Genomic DNA, 16,501 nt, shown 5'->3' with positions numbered 1-16,501 from the left:
TAATTTTAAAAATCTATATTTAGTTTTTTTTCTTTCTTTTTGTAAGTGAAAGCTCAAATCTTTGTTGTAACCGCTCAGAGGAAGGATGGTTTTCTGGATTGTCTGGCAGAGAGATTTTATTATAGTTTGCAATTACGATTTCATCAATTACAAAATTGATTATTGTTCCGTCTGGTTTAATACATATGTTCCCTACCTCATATTCTGCATCGTGAATTGCACATAAGCATATTCCATTCTTAATTGAATCATCATTGCACTTATGTGCTGGATAAATATGAGCAGCTTTTAAAGAAGACTTCGCTTTTACCTCACACATTGCACATTTGTAATTATAAGCTTCGAGTACTTGTTTTCTAAAGTCTCTTTTTCTAACCAATTTTTTATGGACTTTTTCTTCATAAGGTCTATTATCGGGATGAGCTTTTCCATTTGGGTATGTAAGAATTACTCTACCTTCTTCATTTTTTGAAGCAACAGGTAATAAGTCATATCTCTTTTTTGACATATCTAAAAACCCATATAAGCCTTCTCCAAATACTATCTCTACTCGGACTTCTCCCTTATTATGATGGTCGAATGCTAAACAGATGGGATAATAGATTTCAGGGGATAACTTTTCTAAAAAATCTTCTTTTAATTGCCGATTTCTTTCTTCCTTTATTGCTGCATTATTTGCATGTATTAATTCCTCTTTAATAAAGACTTTACCGGAACAATCAATAGGGTGCATATCTTGCTCTCCTTAGTATTAGAATGTAAAAATATTACCATGCATTTTAATGATGGTAAACAGTCTGTCGCCTGCTAATTTATTAGAATATTTGAAGTGCAATTTTATTGTTAGTGAAATATAGTGAAATAATATCCAACGAATTAAGTAAATTGGAGATACAGATAAAGCGAAAAAAATGATGATAACTAGTATCTTTGTTATTAGAAGTTGATTTTGTGCTTCTGAGAATAATAAAATGAAGTTATCTAACGGTCATGTATCCAATTGAACCTATAACTGAAACCGCTGTAGCGGTTCAACAATAAGTGCCATAAAATCAGACAAAATAAGGGTTGGTGGGCTTTTACAATGAGGGGCGGTCTTGAAAACCGTTAGGGGGCAACTCCACATGGGTTCGAATCCCATCCTCTCCGCCATACATACAGCATCTAAGCCATTGTTCAGAGTCATCTGAATGATGGCTTTTTATGTTCCTGCATGCTACGTATAAAAGAGTGACATTCTCCGCACGTTAACAGGGTGGAGGTGATTCACATGAACCGAGAGCTGAATATGGATCAGCAGCAGCTGGCAGGCGCCTGGCAGGAGCAAATGGGGAATATACTGCAGCCAGGAGACCAGGCTACAGTGCTCGCCGATGAAGCCGATCCGAATGCACTTCGTATTCATATCGATTCTTCAGGCCGTCAAATGTACTCGTTTGATTTTAAGTGCGCTTATGTTGATTCCCGGGAAGTCCGCGTAGAACTGGTGGATGTCGAAAGGTCGGGTTTGCACGTTGATGAGCGTACGGGTCCAATTCAGGAGCTTGCTTCTGATTATACAAGGCAAATTCACGAATGCGCCCAAACGCTTCAACAGCTGACCCATCCGTAGTGCAAGATGGCAAATGATCCGGCAGGAGGGACACAAGATGAGAAAAGCAAAAAACGGCCTGGACAAAAACCTGAGCGGTGTAGTGCGAGATCTGGAGCAGACACCGGTCAACAGTCATCAGGCACAGCAGGTTAATCAGGACCGGAATGACCGCCGCCATCTGAGCGAGCTCCGTCATGGCCATCCTACAGGTCTGCAGGATCAGTAAACCCAATCCAATTCATATTGAAGAACAGGTGTGAGGACTGTGAGTAAGCCTAAGACAATTCCGGTTCCGGAAGCGCAGGATACACCGCCAAGAAGAAAACACAGCGGTGGACAACAGGAGCCTTTATCCGGTTCCAAAAAGGTAAAGAACCATAACCATGTGGATCATTTGAATCCTGAAGGATCCTAGTCAGACAGGTCCCGGCGTATGCCGGGATTTTTATATTTTATTAGACATATTGCAGATACATCTATAATTACATAACCATATTAGGACTAAAGTTTTATTTCCTAATTCCATCTTACCGATTTCCAAAAAGTGTTTCCATTTCTAAAAAAGTGGGTTATCATAGAACGTGAACTATTGATGTGTGCAGAATGAGAGGAGAGAAACACATGAGTAAAAAGTATACAGCCGCGATGCTGGCACTGCTTTTAACAGTGATGGTAGCATTGGCTGGATGTGGCGCGAAACAGCAGGAACCTAAAGAGGCCGTTAAGTCGGCAGCTGCGAACGCTACAAAAATGACTTCGTATGCAATGAAAAGTAAATTCACTTTGGATAACCTGTCCATTGTTATGAAGAATGAATCAGAGAACGCAGCTATTGGCAATGCTATGAGCTATCTGAAGAATGCAGAATTGACTGTAGACGGTGTGTACCAAGCAGACCCTATGCAGACGGAAATGACCATGAACCTGGCGCTTAAAGGCGACATGGCTATGACATTCACGGTTCCTATGGTAATGACCAAAGAGAAGCTGTTCGTGAAGATTCCGAACATTCCAATGCTGCCGATGCCTGAGAAGATTGTGGGCAAATTCCTCGAAATGGATCTGAAGGAGCTGGCTGAGGAATCCGGTACAGAGTTCAGTCCGGACTCGCTGGACCAAGCCAAAATGCAGCAGCTGTCCACAGATGTTATCAATGCGATCCTGGCTGAATATGACCAGACGAAATACTTTAAGAACATCAAACCAAGTGATGCTGGCCTTCCTGAAGGTGTAGATGCGAAGCAGGTTGTTCAATTCAGTGTAGACAACAGCAACGTTAAAGAAGCTGTAACGATCTTCGTGAACAAATCCATGCCGAAGGTGCTGGATGTGTTGAGCAAGCCGGAATACCGTGACATGCTGCAGATCAAACAGGAAGATCTGGATGAAGCGAAGAAAGAGCTGCAGTCCACCGATCAATCCGAATTGAACAAAACATTGAATGAGATGAAGGATCACCTGAAGGTGAACAAGTTCAACATCAACATGGCAATGAACAAAGATAATTACCCTGTTTACCAGAACATCAAAACAGATGTTGAGGTACAGGATGAGGAAATGAACGTTAAGGTTGCCTTTACAGGCAGCAGCCAGTACAGCAAGATCAATGAAAAACAAGACTTCAAGATTGGTATTCCAACAGGTGACCAAGTCATCACGATGGAACAACTTCAACAGGAAACAGGAAGCACATACTAATTTTGAATGACCAAACCCCCTGCCTATTAGGCAGGGGGTTTTACTTTGCGAGCATATAAAGGTTCATTTGCTGTATTCCGGAATGTCACCCTCAATGATGGCATATCGCTCCTGGTCCGTCCACTGATCATTAATTTTAAGGATTTGACGGCAAATGCCTTCAGAGCGAAAACCCGCTTTCTCCAAAACACGCCGGGAGCGATGATTTGTCGGCAGTATGATTGCCTGTATACGATGAAGCTTGAGGGAACGGAAAGCATATTGCAGGACCAGCTGAAGAGCAGCCGTCATGATGCCCCGCCCCTGCTCTTCATGATCCATAGAATAACCTACATCAGCATACTGGCCAAAGCCACGAGATATATTGGACAGCGTAATATGACCGAGCAGGCGATCATCAAGGGCATCAAAGACGCCGAACATATAAGCCAAGTCATGATCAGCATCATCCCGGCGCTGCCGTATCAATTCCTCTTGCATTTCCAATGTAAAGAACGAGGGGTCCCTCTTCGGTTCAAAAGGCTGGTGTGATGCACGGTTACGAACTCTGAACTCATAGAGAATCTGAGCATCATCCAACTGGAATGGACGCAGGTAAAAACCCTTCGCCTTGTGCTGCAATGTGAGGGCCATACAGAAAAACCTCCTATGTGTAATTTAAATGATGCTTATCATTTACGGCGCAGACGCCGGAAAAACTCTGTAAGCAGAGATGCACACTCCCGCTGCAGAACGCCGCTTACAATCTGGGTACGGTGATTAAATCGGGGTTCCTGCAGCAGATTCATTAAGGTACCCGCACATCCTGCCTTGGGATCGGTTGTACCATAGACCACTTCTTCAATACGGGATTGGACAATGGCTCCCGCACACATTGGACAAGGCTCCAATGTAACATACAGCCTGCAGTCGAGCAGCCGCCAAGCCTGCAGATATTCACTGGCCTGCTTAATGGCGACAATCTCCGCATGAGCGGTAGCATCGTGGGACGTCTCACGCAGGTTATAACCTCTGCCGATAATTTCATTGCCCCGGACTACAATAGCACCGATGGGCACTTCTCCGAGCTCTTCAGCCTTGCGGGCTTCTAGGATTGCCTGCTGCATCCAGTATTCATGAGGAAGCTCTTCCGGAGTCATTTCTTTCGTTTCTGGCACTAAATATGCCCCTTTCTTTCAAGCAATTATCCTGCGAACAAATATTCGTTTGTTAACATGATGTGCACAAAATTGTGGATAACTAAGCAGTTATACACAGAGTTGTCCACAAATTCTGCATATCTTTGTGGATTTGTGCACAGTTTGTGGATGGATACTTATTATTGTAGGGAAGGGTGGAGAAAATATCAATTAACAATGCAGGGATTTTCTTTTCAAACCCTCAGGGAGAAGGTATGATGAGATTGTAAACTACCATTTATCGCCAATATCCGCCAAAAAGTGAGGGACGGGTTTGTCAATAAAAACGAAGTTATCCATCATAATGTCAGGGTCGGTACTATTAATTTTAGTATTGAATATTGCTCTTAATTATTTCACAACCCAGGAGAATCTCAAAAAAGACAGTGACCTGAAGACTGTCCTGACCGCCAAACAGATTGCGGTGGCTATTGAACAGAGCCAATTCAGCTCTGATTATGTAGAGAGGCAGATTGCTTATAACCTCCGAATAGCGGCCAGCGCCGCTGCAGATGAGCTGGATCCTGACATTCAGAATATATCTAACGATAATCTGATTGCACTCAGCCGGAAGATCGGCGTCAGCCATATCACCCTTTTTGTCAGGAAAGATGATGATATCGTAGCCGTTCGCTCGTCGGATCCTGCCGAGATCGGAATATCTACCAAGCGATGGGATTACTGGTACAAAGCACTGAGTCAGCTGTTCAGCCGCCAACCGGTTACGGTAAAGCAGGGACAGATTCTGGACAATTTCTGGTCAGGACCGTTTGAACAGTCTTACAGTGAGCCTGACCGCATTAATAAATGGGGATATTACTATGATGGCAAGCGCAACTATATGATTAATCCCTATTTCCAGGACACAGCCATTGAGGACTACCTGAAAGTGATGAGCCCGAACGAGATTGTTGAAGAGACCAAGAAGGTGAATAACCAGGTTCTCGAGATTACCGGCATTAATCCGAAAAGCTTCGGCAAAGAACCGCTGAATTCGAATGGCACGGAGTCAAGCTTCAACGCCCTGACCAACCAGCCGATACGCTTTGGCAGCTATCACTCCGATAATACCGCCGAAGAGGAAGAAGCAGTTAAGAAGGCTGTATGGACCGGCGAGAACCAGGTCTTTCTCTCCACACTGAATGGAACCAAGGTCATCAAGAGCTTTGTACCGATCTTCCCGCAGCAGCGGGATCCCTATGTCATCAGGATCGTAAACGATTATGCAGCGATCTCCTCTGTCGTCTCGGAGCAGCTTGTCAGTCATATTGCGATCTCGGTCGTTCTCTTGGAGATTGTGATTTTGGGCAGCTATATCCTGGCAGGATTCATTATCCGGCCGGTACAATCAATGCTCGGAAAGGTCAGCGAGGTAGCGGATGGACACTTTGATACTCGGCTGGTCGTAAAAAGTCATGACGAGCTCGGACAGCTGGGCAATCGTATTAATGCGATGACTGAGAACCTGGGACTCTATACCCGGCGTCTGGAGCAGATGTATGAGGAGAACCGATCGGTTAAGGAATATCTGGAGTCTGTCATTAATCAGACTGCGGATGCCATCCATGTCTGGGACCAGGACCGGGTCATCATGCGTGTGAATCGGGCTTTTGAGGAACTGTACGGATGGAAAGCGAGGGAAGTGGTCGGCAGGCCCTCTCCGATCGTGCCGGATTATCTGAAGGGCGAAGATACAGAACGCCTGCAGTTAATGCTTGAAGGTATTCAGGTCCCTCCTATGGAATCGCTGCGCCAGAAAAAAGACGGAACGCTGGTGGAGGTAAGCATCAGTACTTCGGCTGTCCGGGACGAAGCTGGAGAGATTATGGGCTTTATCAGCGTGTCGCGGGATATTACAAGCCGCAACCGGATGGAAGAGCTGCTGAGGCGCTCTGAGAAGCTGACGACGGTCGGGCAATTGGCTGCAGGAGTGGCACACGAGATCCGCAACCCGCTCACGACGCTTCGGGGCTTTCTGCAATTCCAGCAGGAGACGCAAAAGCTCAATCCGCAGCATATCGATCTCATGCTCTCCGAGCTGGACCGGATTAATCTGATTGTGAGTGAGTTTCTGATCCTGGCCAAACCTCAGGCAGTCCGCTTTCAGGATAAGGATCTACGGTTTATACTGGGAGATGTCGTTTCCCTTTTAGACAGTCAGGCTCATCTGTATGATGTACAGTTTGATCTGAAGCTTGGTCAGCAGGAGGCCATGGTGCACTGTGAAGAGAATCAGCTTAAGCAGGTATTCATCAATGTGCTGAAGAACAGCATGGAGGCCATGCCTAAGGGAGGACATATTAGGATGATCCTGTCCTTGCATGCGAAAGATCAGCAGGCCATGGCGGAGCTGGTTATTGAGGATGAAGGCATTGGGATCCCTGCTGATATGATGGCCAAGCTGGGTGAACCATTTCTGACTAACAAAGAATCCGGCACGGGTCTGGGTCTTATGGTAAGTCAGCGAATTATCCAGTCTCATGGGGGAACGCTGGAGATTGAGAGTGAGGAAGGAAAAGGGACCAAGGTGATGATCCAGCTCCCATTATCCACTCCTGAAGAAGTATCAACAGATTGAGGTGGATCACATTGCGTATTAATAAGTTTATCAGTGAGACAGGCTTCTGCTCGCGGCGCGAGGCGGATCGTCTGGTTGACAGCGGGCGTGTGACGATTAACGGCGAGAAGGCTGTACTGGGCAGTCAGGCGGAAGAGGGAGATGATGTCCGGGTTGACGGCAAGCCGGTTGCAGCCAAACGCAAGCATGTCTACATTGCACTCCATAAGCCTGTGGGTATTACCAGTACGACAGAGCAGCATATTCAAGGTAATATTGTAGATTTTGTCGGTCACCCGGAGCGAATTTTTCCGATTGGACGGCTGGACAAGGACTCTGAAGGCTTAATTCTGCTGACCAATGACGGCGATATCGTTAACAAAATTCTGCGGGCGGAAGGCAAGCATGAGAAGGAATATATTGTGACGGTAGACCGTCCCATTACACCCTCCTTTGTTCAAGGCATGTCTTCCGGTGTCAAAATTTTGGGTGAGCGTACGCTGCCCTGCAAGGTTACCCGGATGTCGGAGCGGGTATTCCGTATCATTCTGACCGAAGGCAAGAACCGTCAGATCCGCCGGATGTGCGCTGCATTCGGTTATGAAGTCCGCCAGCTTAAACGAATCCGGATTATGAACATCCAGCTGGGCAGCCTGAAGAATGGTGCCTGGCGCGATCTGACTCCTGAGGAAAAGCAGGAATTGGGAAAGATGCTCGACTATAATCTTTCCTAGACCGTCAATCAAGTCTCTATCTAACAAGAAAAGCTGCAGGAGTTGATCTCCTGCAGCTTTTCTTGCACATTCCTAGTTATTGCGCGATGTTGCGCTGATCACTTGGGTGCCGTTCTGGTACTTACGTACAATGGATACTTCAACACGGCGGTTTTGGGCTCGGCCTGCAGGCGTATCATTGGTCGTAATTGGACGATATTCCCCATAACCGATCGTGCTGAATTTGCTGGGGTTCAGCTGATTGTTCAGCAGTAATATTTTCATAAAATGATTAGCACGGTCAGAGCTCAGCTCCCAGTTGGAAGCGTACCGGCTGTTCTCAATAGGCATATTGTCCGTATGTCCAGATACAATCACATCATAACCGGAGAACTGGGTCAGCATAGAAGAGATCGCCTTGGCCAAAATGCGGGCATCAGGCTTTACTTCAGCTTGTCCTGAAGCAAACAGAGCATTGTCACTGATCGTAATCAGGAGCTGGGATTGGTTCAGCTTGGTATTCAGCTGGTTCGTCAAGCCATGCTGCTTAATATATTGATCCAGCTTTTGCTTCAGCTTCTGCAGATCTTCTTCTTCCTGCTGTGCAAGCTTCTGTGTATTCGTCTGTGATTTAACGGCTGCATCCGGATTTTTAGTCTTTGTTGGTACAATCTCTTCTTTGTTTTTGCCAAGATCCGCTGTAGCCTCTGTCGGATTGGCCGACTTATAATCAAGGACGCCTGAACCACCGTTAAATGCTGCACTGACGGATTTCGCCATCTCCTCAAACTGCTTTGCATCCAGCGAGCTCATGGAGAACAGGGTGATGAACAGGGCCAGGAGAAGGGTCATTAAGTCTGAGTACGGAAGAAGCCAACTCTCGTCGGCGTGTTCTTCGTGAGGCTCATGTCTAGTCTTTTTGCTCACCGGATTCAGCCTCCTTGCTGCTCAATTTCTCACGCTCAGTCGGAGTCAGGAATACAGACAGCTTTTGGCTGATAGCAATGGTGGAAACGCCGGACTGAATGGACAGCAGGCCTTCGACCATCATCAATTTGATCTCAACTTCTTTTTTGGACATCCGCTTCAGCTTGTTGGCCATGGGATGCCATAATACGTAACCGGAGAAAATACCGAGCAGGGTTGCGATAAAGGCTGCTGCAATAGCGTGAGACAGCTTCTCCATATCACTCAGGTCAGCCAGGGCAGCGATCAGACCGATTACGGCTCCGAGTACCCCCAGTGTCGGTGCGTACATTCCGGCTTGAGAGAAGATGAGGGCACCTGCACGGTGGCGCTCTTCAGTTGCATTAATATCTTCCATCAGCACATCGCTGACAAACTCCTGGTCATTACCGTCAATGATCATGCGCATCCCGCTGCGGAGGAACGCATCATCAATTTCTTCAACCTTCGGTTCAAGAGCCAGCAGACCTTCACGGCGTGTAATGCCTGCCCACTCCATGAATGTGCTGATTAACTGTGTACGATCAATGAGCTTGGGCTCAGAGAAAATCAATTTGAACAGCTTCGGAATCTTTTTGACTTCCGACATTGGGAATGCCATAAATACAGTACCGGCAGTCCCGACAAAAATGATAACATAGGCGGCCGGGTTGTTCACCAGGTTGACCAGAGGCGCGCCCTTCAGCATCATCCCCACAACCAGGGAGACGAGTCCGAGTACCAGACCGACAATCGTTGAAATATTCATTCTACACCTCATCCATGAGTAATAAATGTGAATCCTTTCGTGCATATCTATGAAGACAATAAGCAGCAGCCAGACGAGAAATTAGCATCATGCTTCATGCAAAATGCTCAACTACTCTTTTTATCGACAAAAGGTGCTTTTTTTTTAAGGGCAATTTTCCGGTATAATAAGATAAGCGGGGCTTGAATATGATGAGAGGTGGAGTGAGCCGGATGGGTGTTAAGCATGGACGGGACTATGGAGATATTTTGAAAGACATGACAGAAGCAATGCAGCGTATTCCCGACAGCTATGTTTTTTTTGAGATGGAAGCAGAAGAATGGGACAGACTTGGCGAGTCCGAGCGTACGGAAGTGAGTGAAGCCCTGGCTGAAGATGTGTTTTACGGGCTCGGAACGGAGCCTGTTATTGAAGTGGGCAGCGGTGTCGTCATTTATGATAAAGAGAACCACCGCATTAATGTGCTTATAGGAGAAGAGGAACTCACCTTTGTCTCTTTAATTTAATGTAATATCTGACTTCAATCTGACGCTGGCTGGGTTGGGAACGCAGAAGATAGGGGGTAAATATTAAGCATGCTATATACGCAGGAAGAAGTGGAAGCGCATCTGAAACGGCTGGACGGTTGGATGCATGAGGAAGGCCGGTGGATTGTACGGACCTTTCTGTTCTCCGACTTCATGAAGGGAATAGCGTTCGTGGATGAAGTAGCCGCTATATCGGAGGCTTTTAACCATCATCCGTTTATCACTATCGATTATAAGACAGTCACTCTCCGGCTGACATCCAGGGAGGAAGGCGGGATTACCGGCCTGGATTTCAAGGAAGCGCAGCAGTATAACGAAGCTTTTGAACGAATGAAGGATCAAGCAGATTAACTGGATGTGGATCAAAAAGCTCACAGACCATCACAAGGGGGGTTCTTCCCCGGGATGGTCTGTTTGTGCTGGAACCTGTCTAATCTTCGTAAACCATGCAGTGAAAGGGCTGCATCCCTTCAGGGGTTTGTCTTTCATATGTATCGGTAATACGGAAACCTGCAGATTCGTAAGCACGGATAGCACGGATATTCCACGTGAGGACCTCCAGGTCAATCTCATCCTGCGGCTGGCGCCGGCGGGCTTCTTCGGCAACGGCCCTCACAAATGCAGAGCCTGTCCCCCGGCCGCAGCGGCTTGGCTTCATGCCCAGACCGAGTCGGGTTACCCCTTGCATTGGGAAATATTGAGCAAACCCGCAAAGCCTGTCCATATCATCAATGACAGAAACGTACTGTTTACGGCGGAGCTCCGGATGACCAAATTCAATTTCAAGCGCTTTCATCTGTTCCCACGGCAGCCATCCATACACATTATAGGGGGGATCATACTTCCACGTGCAGATCTGCGCCGCGTCCGCCTCCTGCATGGGCAAAACATAAAAGCGTATGTCACTGTTCACTTGCCATTCCTCCCGTGAAGAATGATGGGTTAACGAGCATGCAGCCTTCAGCAGAGCCAAATGCTGATATGTTCTCTTCTTTAATGGTAAAGGGAACTATAGAAAAGTGCAACCAAAATGAAAGTGAATGAAAAAATCATTAAATCTGCAAAGTGGCCGTTTATATTTCCTCTACGCAGGGTAAATGTGGAGTAAGAAAGGTTATGGGAAACCGTTAATCCAGCTGAAACCTTTTTGATCATAACTGCGTAAGATATAAAAAACCCGCAGCGAGCGTTCATGGCGAACGTCACTACGGGCATATATTATATTACTTTTTAAGATTAATCCACATCATCATAATCAGGAGAGTCAACAGCGACACTCTGATAAGCATCCGTACTCATGATCCGTTTAGCACCGATATAACGTTTGGCATAGTAGCTCTCGTTCAGGGAGCTGATGATCACACCGCGGGAAGATGATGCATGTGCGAATTTGCCTTCCCCAACGAAAATGCCAACATGAGATACTCCTCTTCCGCTGGTATTGAAGAATACCAGGTCTCCAGGTCTCATCTCGTTTCTTGATACCGACTTACCCATAGAAAACTGCGAACCCGATTGATGCGGCAGTTTAATGCCAAGCTTGTTGAATACATACATCGTAAAACCGGAGCAATCAAATCCGCTCAATGAAGTCCCACCAGAAACATAGGACGTTCCTTTTGCACTATCGATCACTTGGTCCATCTTGGAATCCGCAAATGCGCTTCCCGTTCCGAGGGTTAGTGCAATTGCAAAACCCATAACTGCGAGTGTTAGTTTCTTCTTCAAGCAAGTAAACCCCTTCCAGTGCCTGCGAGGTTAGCTTAAGGATTCGGTAGAAGGTCTCCCTATGATCCCTTTGTTGCAAGATCAATTCACCCAAAACTGGTTCCCCCGCTTCCCAGGTGCCAGGAACTCGGCTGCATCATAGTTATGCACCTGAAGAGCTACATATCTTCTTACATGGACGTCTGTGGTTAAAGTTACATTAAAGATTACAAACTTGTTACTAAGATTACTGCGCTAATTGTAACAGAGGTTCTGATATTTGGCAATTATTTCTGACCTATTTCGCGAAAAATAACCCGCACCTGAATATATTCAGGGCGGGTTTTGTTATTAATTCGTTGTTATATGATTTTCATTTTCGGTGATTGACATAAATACAGTTAGCTTGGAGAAATGACACATTTTTAATCTTTCCTGATATAAGACCGATAGAGGTGAAACTGGGCGCTTATATTCCAGAGCCGAAGGATACATCGTACCAGATGGTAGCTTTGTTGAAGAAGTAGTGCCAGCAGCCCAGTCCAGATCATTGAAACGGCGCTGAAGAGTCCGAAGCATATCACATTAAACAATCCAAGCGTAAGGGCAACGGCAAGCAGGGGAAGAATATGACGTACACTGATCCATAAGCCTTCCACAGCACGGCTGCCCCCGGTAGCTCCGAATTGCATAAAGAGCAGCATTTCCTTAACCAGGAAACCATAGATCAGCCAGCCTAGCATATAGGGGATGACATGGAGCAGCTGAGCTGGATCCTGAATGCTGCCGATCACACCCGGAACCATCTTCGGTACAACCCAATAGGCAGGAAGAGCCAACAGCAGAAGCTCGATCGTGTAATACAGAGTGACCGGTTTCCATAACTTGAACATCCCCTGGATAAAGGAAGGCCGGCTTTGCTCTTCATTTCTTTCATGCAGGCTGTAGTAGATCCCCGATCGGATCAAGGGGGTGAGAAGAATCCGGAACAATCCGAACCCAGCCAGGGCCCACAGGTAAAGGTGAACCTCTCTGCTCTCCATCAGCTGAATTTGTCCTTCCATCCAGTAGAGAACCTGGCTCAACTCACTCTGCTGCGGATCGGGATAGCGGAGCAGGATGGGAATGACTGCAGATTGGACGAGCCGGTACAGCAGCACACCGCACAGCAGCTGGTACAGAAATAGAATGATAACGATATAAAATTGTTTGACCGTCAGATGCCAGCCTTCTTTAACGTGTCGGTTCATGCTTTCTTTCCACCTCACCATGACAGACTTCCCAGCAGGGTTTCGATCAGCTTGGTAACGCCCAAATTCCAACGGGTAGCCACCTTCTCATCTACCTCAGCCTTGAGATAGTTGTTAATATGCTTGTTCTCCAGCACAATCTGATGAAGCGGATCTACGGTTACGGTTGAGACTGGAGAACTGTATTTCAAATTAAATGTTACCGTCGAGCCCTGACCGTTCCATGACTTATACATTTCGTGTCCATCCTTGAATGTAAAGAGAACCGGAATTTTCGGATAATCACCGCCCCGCTTGGAGATGACGACTTTAGATTCATAGTTTTCCTTGCCCTTACCCGGGGACGGGGTTACTTCAATATGATCTACAGCAAAATCAGCCATCTTGGCGCCATAAATATAGTCGTTGAAGTAGCCGGACCACGATTTGTTCGTAACTCGCTCCACCACCTTTTGAAAATCTGCGCTCGAAGGGTGTCTGAAACGGTATTTTTGCGTATAGGTGCGCATGATTTTATCCATCGTTTGCCGGCCGACCTGCTGTTCAATGCCGGACAGGACCAGCTTGCCCCGAATATAGGCATTTTGCGCATACCGTTCCTGAGAGCCATATTTCCAGGCAGACTGGGTCAGAGAGGCAGGGGAGGAGACATAACCGGCCTGCATAGGCAGATTTGGAGAAAGACCGTATTCCTGCTCCATGACCCGGTCTTCAGCATAAGAAGTAAAACCTTCATCCAGCCAGGCTTCTTCCACTTCGTTGCTGGCGATCATACCGTAAAAGTATTGATGGCCGATCTCATGCACTACCGTCCGCTCCAGCGAATATCCGGGGTTCGCATCACTCGCACCGAAAGCGGTAATAAGGGTGGGGTATTCCATCCCCCCGGCACCATTACCCTCCTTCGGAGGAACAACAATGGACAATGTGGAATAGGGATAAGAACCGTACCATTTGCTGTAGTTGGATAAGGCAGCCTTAGCGGCATAGAAATAACGCTCCTTCAGATCCTTGTGGGCCGGGTCCAGATACAGCTTAATGCGAACACCTGGAATGTTGGTTGCAGAAAAGGGTTCTTCGGCTACGACAAAATCAGGCGAAGCCGACCAAGCAAAGTCGTGGACATCATCGGCATAGAACTGATAAATTTTGCTGCCGTTTTTGACCTCAGCCTGCCTCGTCGGAAATCCCGATGCAGCCACGATGTAATTCGAAGGCACACGGATGCGTGCGCTGTAAATACCGAAGTCAGAGTAAAATTCCGTATTGCCATGATACTGATGGGCGTTCCAGCCTTCCTCCGTACGGCCGCGTTCACCGGCTCTTTCGTAGACAGCAATCTTGGGATACCACTGGCCTGCCATGATGAAGGAGCCGGCCTTACCCATGCGGGCAAATACCTTAGGCAGCTTCACTTCAAATTGGATGCTCAGAGTAACGCTCTCTCCGGCCTTCACGGGCTTGGGCAGACGGACCTTCATTAGGGTCTTGTCCTTGATATTGCCGTCGTCAGGCTGGATATACTGGATGCGCGGCATTAATGACAATCCGTCTGCTGTCTTCATGCTCAGAATAGACATGGAGCCGAAGCCGTCCGGCGGCATAGTATCTCCGCGCAGCTTACCTCCGGTCTCTTTCATGAAGGTAGTATCCATGGAGGCAAATGCATTCGGGTAGAGGTGAAAATAGAGCTCGTTCACCGTTTTTTTACCGGGATGCTTCCAGGTCAGCGTCTCCGTTCCCTTCAGCACCCCCTCATCGGCAAGGGCAACGTCCATGTGATATTCGACGATGCGATCGCTCAGCACCTCAGCCTGGGGCTGCTGTACACTTTCCGGTGCAGCAGCTTGCGGGGCGGAAGGCTTGCCCTTTTCAACGGCGAACAGAGCCTGGGTTGTGGGGGATGAGGAATACATATACCATCCAGCACTTCCGGCGGTCAGGCATAGCGCAAGCACGGACATGATGATGACTTTGGCACGAAATGGGGTCATACAATGGATACCTCCCGTTGAACAAGCATCTACGGCATGTATATGTTGGCTTTCGGGAGATTATTAGTTAAAATATTGGGGGCAGACTATTGCCAGAGGAGCAGCAGTGATTAAATTCAATGAAGTTCATACTCGGAGAGAAGAAAGTATACATGATGGAGGGCTTGGACGATGGACCAAAATCAACAACCCGGCGTTAAAAAGCAGATTGCTTTAAATATTGTCAGCAGTAAGAGCAATAAACATAAAGGATTTGGCGCAGGCTCAATTGATCTGAACAATCTTTCTCCTGTTATCATTGATGGGGATGAGGCCAGAATTGATATTGGTGCCATGCATGCGAAGAGCAAGGTGGAGCGCGGAATCAAGTTTTCTTCGAACAAAGAAGATGTGCCGAATGGCCGTCAGGTATGGCTTGTCTGGGTGGCAGTGGACCGTACCCCGGAAGGCCAGCTGTATGGCGGGGCGACCGCCTGCGAGATGCTGATCGACACCGAAGCCAAGCGGGGCTGGAAGATCCTCCCGGACCACGTAAACAAAATGGACGCGGCCATGAAGCGCCGATTCATGCTGGAGGAGCTCGGAGCGGAGCAGAGGGCAGCGCTTAAGAAGCTGCTGGTCGAGCACAACAGCGAGTGGTGGGATGCTTCGCCGGACGAGCTGAAGCAGGCACTGGACGTATAAGCTTCACGATGGATTCTGGTGATCAATTATAGTAAGGCCAAGAGGCTGAGCAGCACGGGCGATTGCCGGTGTATGCTCAGCCTCTTGGCGTAGATTTATTAACGGATTATAAGGGAACTGCCCGCGGATCTGTAACGGAAATATAAGGATGGCCCCCGATAAAGAACCGCCATGGCTTCTCGGCATATTCTGCCGCATAGTCAATATTTACACGCGGCGCCGTCATGATTTTCCACTCAGAAAGTTCCCGGGGCGGTTCCAGCCACAGCGGCTGTCCGGGAACCAGCAGACTGCTGGCGTTCAGCGAGCGGTCAATACGCAGGGCTCGGCACAGCTTGCCAGGCCCGCTCGAAATGTCACGCTCCCTCCTGAGCGGGGTGCTCCGGTTGTTGCGCATTATAGCCAGATCCTGGCCGGAAAGCGGCTCGACAGCACGGATCAGTACGGCCTGCGGATCTCCCTCCCGGCCGGTAACCACATTCAGACAATGGTACATGCCGTAGATAAGGTAGATATAGGCCAGGCCTCCATTGCGGAACATGACTTCCGTACGGCCGGTTTTTCTCCCGCCATAGGCATGACTGCCCTTGTCCTCCATACCGCCATAGCTTTCGGTCTCCACGATCCGGCAGCGGATGTCACCCTCCTCGGTTCGGCGGACCAGCGTATACCCCAGCAGCAGGGGAGCTGCCTCCAGCGCAGGCAGGGCACATAACTCAGCCGGGCTGGGGACATGGGGATTCGGATGTACCCAGCCTTGATTGACCTTGCTGTTCCCATTGTCCCCGCTTTGATTCATATGGGGAATTTCCTTGCTCATGTCAGTTCACCTGCTAACTCTGGTATATTGGTTTCTTTCCTAATAATTCTCTGATGTATATAAAT

Annotated in this window: 19 protein-coding genes and 1 riboswitch; of the genes, 9 read left to right on the top strand and 10 right to left on the bottom strand. The window is 47.7% G+C overall.

The features are described from left to right. Nucleotides 1–19 precede the first annotated feature (19 nt). The gene (locus Q5741_RS20200) at nucleotides 20–733 is read right to left on the bottom strand and encodes an HNH endonuclease (RefSeq protein WP_305025919.1); all 714 of its coding nucleotides are present in this window, start codon (nucleotides 731–733) and stop codon (nucleotides 20–22) included. 537 nt (nucleotides 734–1,270) lie between these two features. Between Q5741_RS20200 and Q5741_RS20195 the strand changes: the two genes are divergently transcribed. The 4 genes from Q5741_RS20195 to Q5741_RS20180 all read left to right on the top strand — a co-directional run bounded on the left by Q5741_RS20195 (nucleotide 1,271) and on the right by Q5741_RS20180 (nucleotide 3,292). Next, nucleotides 1,271–1,612 (top strand): hypothetical protein, encoded by a 342-nt coding sequence (locus Q5741_RS20195; protein ID WP_305025918.1) that lies wholly within the window; start codon nucleotides 1,271–1,273, stop codon nucleotides 1,610–1,612. Nucleotides 1,613–1,649: 37 nt separating this feature from the next. Further along, nucleotides 1,650–1,820 (top strand): hypothetical protein, encoded by a 171-nt coding sequence (locus Q5741_RS20190; RefSeq protein WP_305025917.1) that lies wholly within the window; start codon nucleotides 1,650–1,652, stop codon nucleotides 1,818–1,820. 39 nt (nucleotides 1,821–1,859) lie between these two features. After that, entirely contained in the window at nucleotides 1,860–2,009 is a 150-nt protein-coding gene (locus Q5741_RS20185; protein WP_305025916.1) for a small acid-soluble spore protein P, read from the top strand. 206 nt (nucleotides 2,010–2,215) lie between these two features. Next, entirely contained in the window at nucleotides 2,216–3,292 is a 1,077-nt protein-coding gene (locus Q5741_RS20180) for a DUF6612 family protein (RefSeq protein ID WP_305025915.1), read from the top strand. A 63-nt stretch (nucleotides 3,293–3,355) separates the two neighbouring features. On the opposite strand, the gene Q5741_RS20175 is transcribed toward Q5741_RS20180, so the two are convergent. Next, a complete protein-coding gene (locus tag Q5741_RS20175; RefSeq protein WP_305025914.1) occupies nucleotides 3,356–3,925 on the bottom strand; it encodes a GNAT family N-acetyltransferase in 570 nt (189 codons plus the stop codon). A 38-nt stretch (nucleotides 3,926–3,963) separates the two neighbouring features. Further along, complete coding sequence (gene tadA, locus Q5741_RS20170; protein WP_305025931.1) at nucleotides 3,964–4,431, bottom strand: tRNA adenosine(34) deaminase TadA; 468 nt, start codon at nucleotides 4,429–4,431, stop codon at nucleotides 3,964–3,966. A 373-nt stretch (nucleotides 4,432–4,804) separates the two neighbouring features. Here tadA and Q5741_RS20165 point away from each other — a divergent pair, with 373 nt between their 5' ends. After that, a complete protein-coding gene (locus Q5741_RS20165) occupies nucleotides 4,805–7,048 on the top strand; it encodes an ATP-binding protein (protein WP_305025913.1) in 2,244 nt (747 codons plus the stop codon). Nucleotides 7,049–7,059: 11 nt separating this feature from the next. Further along, entirely contained in the window at nucleotides 7,060–7,761 is a 702-nt protein-coding gene (gene rluF, locus Q5741_RS20160; protein WP_305025912.1) for a 23S rRNA pseudouridine(2604) synthase RluF, read from the top strand. 72 nt (nucleotides 7,762–7,833) lie between these two features. On the opposite strand, the gene motB is transcribed toward rluF, so the two are convergent. Further along, nucleotides 7,834–8,667, bottom strand: a complete 834-nt coding sequence (gene motB / locus Q5741_RS20155; RefSeq protein WP_305025911.1) for a flagellar motor protein MotB — start codon at nucleotides 8,665–8,667, stop codon at nucleotides 7,834–7,836. Next, nucleotides 8,651–9,454 (bottom strand): flagellar motor stator protein MotA, encoded by an 804-nt coding sequence (motA, locus tag Q5741_RS20150; protein WP_305025910.1) that lies wholly within the window; start codon nucleotides 9,452–9,454, stop codon nucleotides 8,651–8,653. The genes motB and motA overlap by 17 nt, the downstream gene beginning before the upstream one ends. A 212-nt stretch (nucleotides 9,455–9,666) precedes the next feature. Between motA and Q5741_RS20145 the strand changes: the two genes are divergently transcribed. Together Q5741_RS20145 and Q5741_RS20140 are read left to right on the top strand one after the other, a co-directional pair. Next, nucleotides 9,667–9,960: a hypothetical protein gene (locus tag Q5741_RS20145; protein ID WP_305025909.1), complete on the top strand. Its 294-nt coding sequence runs from the start codon at nucleotides 9,667–9,669 to the stop codon at nucleotides 9,958–9,960. 69 nt (nucleotides 9,961–10,029) lie between these two features. Continuing rightward, nucleotides 10,030–10,332 (top strand): 4a-hydroxytetrahydrobiopterin dehydratase, encoded by a 303-nt coding sequence (locus tag Q5741_RS20140; protein ID WP_305025908.1) that lies wholly within the window; start codon nucleotides 10,030–10,032, stop codon nucleotides 10,330–10,332. A 79-nt stretch (nucleotides 10,333–10,411) separates the two neighbouring features. Here Q5741_RS20140 and Q5741_RS20135 read toward each other — a convergent pair whose 3' ends face one another. From Q5741_RS20135 to Q5741_RS20120, 4 genes are all read right to left on the bottom strand, one after another. Further along, the gene (locus tag Q5741_RS20135) at nucleotides 10,412–10,894 is read right to left on the bottom strand and encodes a GNAT family N-acetyltransferase (RefSeq protein ID WP_305025907.1); all 483 of its coding nucleotides are present in this window, start codon (nucleotides 10,892–10,894) and stop codon (nucleotides 10,412–10,414) included. Between the two features lie 323 nt (nucleotides 10,895–11,217). After that, nucleotides 11,218–11,709, bottom strand: coding sequence for a C40 family peptidase (locus Q5741_RS20130; RefSeq protein ID WP_305025906.1), 492 nt, complete (start codon nucleotides 11,707–11,709; stop codon nucleotides 11,218–11,220). A gap of 4 nt (nucleotides 11,710–11,713) precedes the next feature. Beyond that, nucleotides 11,714–11,852: riboswitch (cyclic di-AMP (ydaO/yuaA leader) on the bottom strand. Between the two features lie 261 nt (nucleotides 11,853–12,113). Continuing rightward, entirely contained in the window at nucleotides 12,114–12,938 is an 825-nt protein-coding gene (locus Q5741_RS20125; RefSeq protein WP_305025905.1) for a hypothetical protein, read from the bottom strand. Nucleotides 12,939–12,952: 14 nt separating this feature from the next. Then, nucleotides 12,953–14,932 (bottom strand): M1 family metallopeptidase, encoded by a 1,980-nt coding sequence (locus Q5741_RS20120; RefSeq protein ID WP_305025904.1) that lies wholly within the window; start codon nucleotides 14,930–14,932, stop codon nucleotides 12,953–12,955. Nucleotides 14,933–15,103: 171 nt separating this feature from the next. On the opposite strand from Q5741_RS20120, the gene Q5741_RS20115 reads away from it, so the two are divergent. Then, nucleotides 15,104–15,616 carry a YwhD family protein gene (locus Q5741_RS20115; RefSeq protein WP_305025903.1) on the top strand — a complete coding sequence of 171 codons (513 nt, stop codon included), beginning with the start codon at nucleotides 15,104–15,106 and terminating at the stop codon, nucleotides 15,614–15,616. 106 nt (nucleotides 15,617–15,722) lie between these two features. Here Q5741_RS20115 and Q5741_RS20110 read toward each other — a convergent pair whose 3' ends face one another. After that, the gene (locus Q5741_RS20110) at nucleotides 15,723–16,436 is read right to left on the bottom strand and encodes a DNA-3-methyladenine glycosylase (RefSeq protein WP_305025902.1); all 714 of its coding nucleotides are present in this window, start codon (nucleotides 16,434–16,436) and stop codon (nucleotides 15,723–15,725) included. Nucleotides 16,437–16,501: the final 65 nt, after the last annotated feature.

This window comes from Paenibacillus lacisoli (assembly GCF_030580655.1).
GTDB classification, from domain to species: Bacteria; Bacillota; Bacilli; order Paenibacillales; family Paenibacillaceae; genus Paenibacillus; species Paenibacillus lacisoli.
This window is presented reverse-complemented; position numbering and strand designations above follow the sequence as displayed.

What these genes read in the sequence shown, in the direction of transcription:
- Q5741_RS20200 (WP_305025919.1), bottom strand. Translation starts at nt 733, where the DNA reads ATGCACCCTATTGATTGTTCCGGTAAAGTCTTTATTAAAGAGGAATTA.
- Q5741_RS20195 (WP_305025918.1), top strand. Translation starts at nt 1,271, where the DNA reads ATGAACCGAGAGCTGAATATGGATCAGCAGCAGCTGGCAGGCGCCTGG.
- Q5741_RS20190 (WP_305025917.1), top strand. Translation starts at nt 1,650, where the DNA reads ATGAGAAAAGCAAAAAACGGCCTGGACAAAAACCTGAGCGGTGTAGTG.
- Q5741_RS20180 (WP_305025915.1), top strand. Translation starts at nt 2,216, where the DNA reads ATGAGTAAAAAGTATACAGCCGCGATGCTGGCACTGCTTTTAACAGTG.
- Q5741_RS20175 (WP_305025914.1), bottom strand. Translation starts at nt 3,925, where the DNA reads ATGGCCCTCACATTGCAGCACAAGGCGAAGGGTTTTTACCTGCGTCCA.
- tadA (WP_305025931.1), bottom strand. Translation starts at nt 4,431, where the DNA reads ATGACTCCGGAAGAGCTTCCTCATGAATACTGGATGCAGCAGGCAATC.
- motA (WP_305025910.1), bottom strand. Translation starts at nt 9,454, where the DNA reads ATGAATATTTCAACGATTGTCGGTCTGGTACTCGGACTCGTCTCCCTG.
- Q5741_RS20145 (WP_305025909.1), top strand. Translation starts at nt 9,667, where the DNA reads ATGGGTGTTAAGCATGGACGGGACTATGGAGATATTTTGAAAGACATG.
- Q5741_RS20140 (WP_305025908.1), top strand. Translation starts at nt 10,030, where the DNA reads ATGCTATATACGCAGGAAGAAGTGGAAGCGCATCTGAAACGGCTGGAC.
- Q5741_RS20125 (WP_305025905.1), bottom strand. Translation starts at nt 12,938, where the DNA reads ATGAACCGACACGTTAAAGAAGGCTGGCATCTGACGGTCAAACAATTT.
- Q5741_RS20120 (WP_305025904.1), bottom strand. Translation starts at nt 14,932, where the DNA reads ATGACCCCATTTCGTGCCAAAGTCATCATCATGTCCGTGCTTGCGCTA.
- Q5741_RS20115 (WP_305025903.1), top strand. Translation starts at nt 15,104, where the DNA reads ATGGACCAAAATCAACAACCCGGCGTTAAAAAGCAGATTGCTTTAAAT.
- Q5741_RS20110 (WP_305025902.1), bottom strand. Translation starts at nt 16,436, where the DNA reads ATGAGCAAGGAAATTCCCCATATGAATCAAAGCGGGGACAATGGGAAC.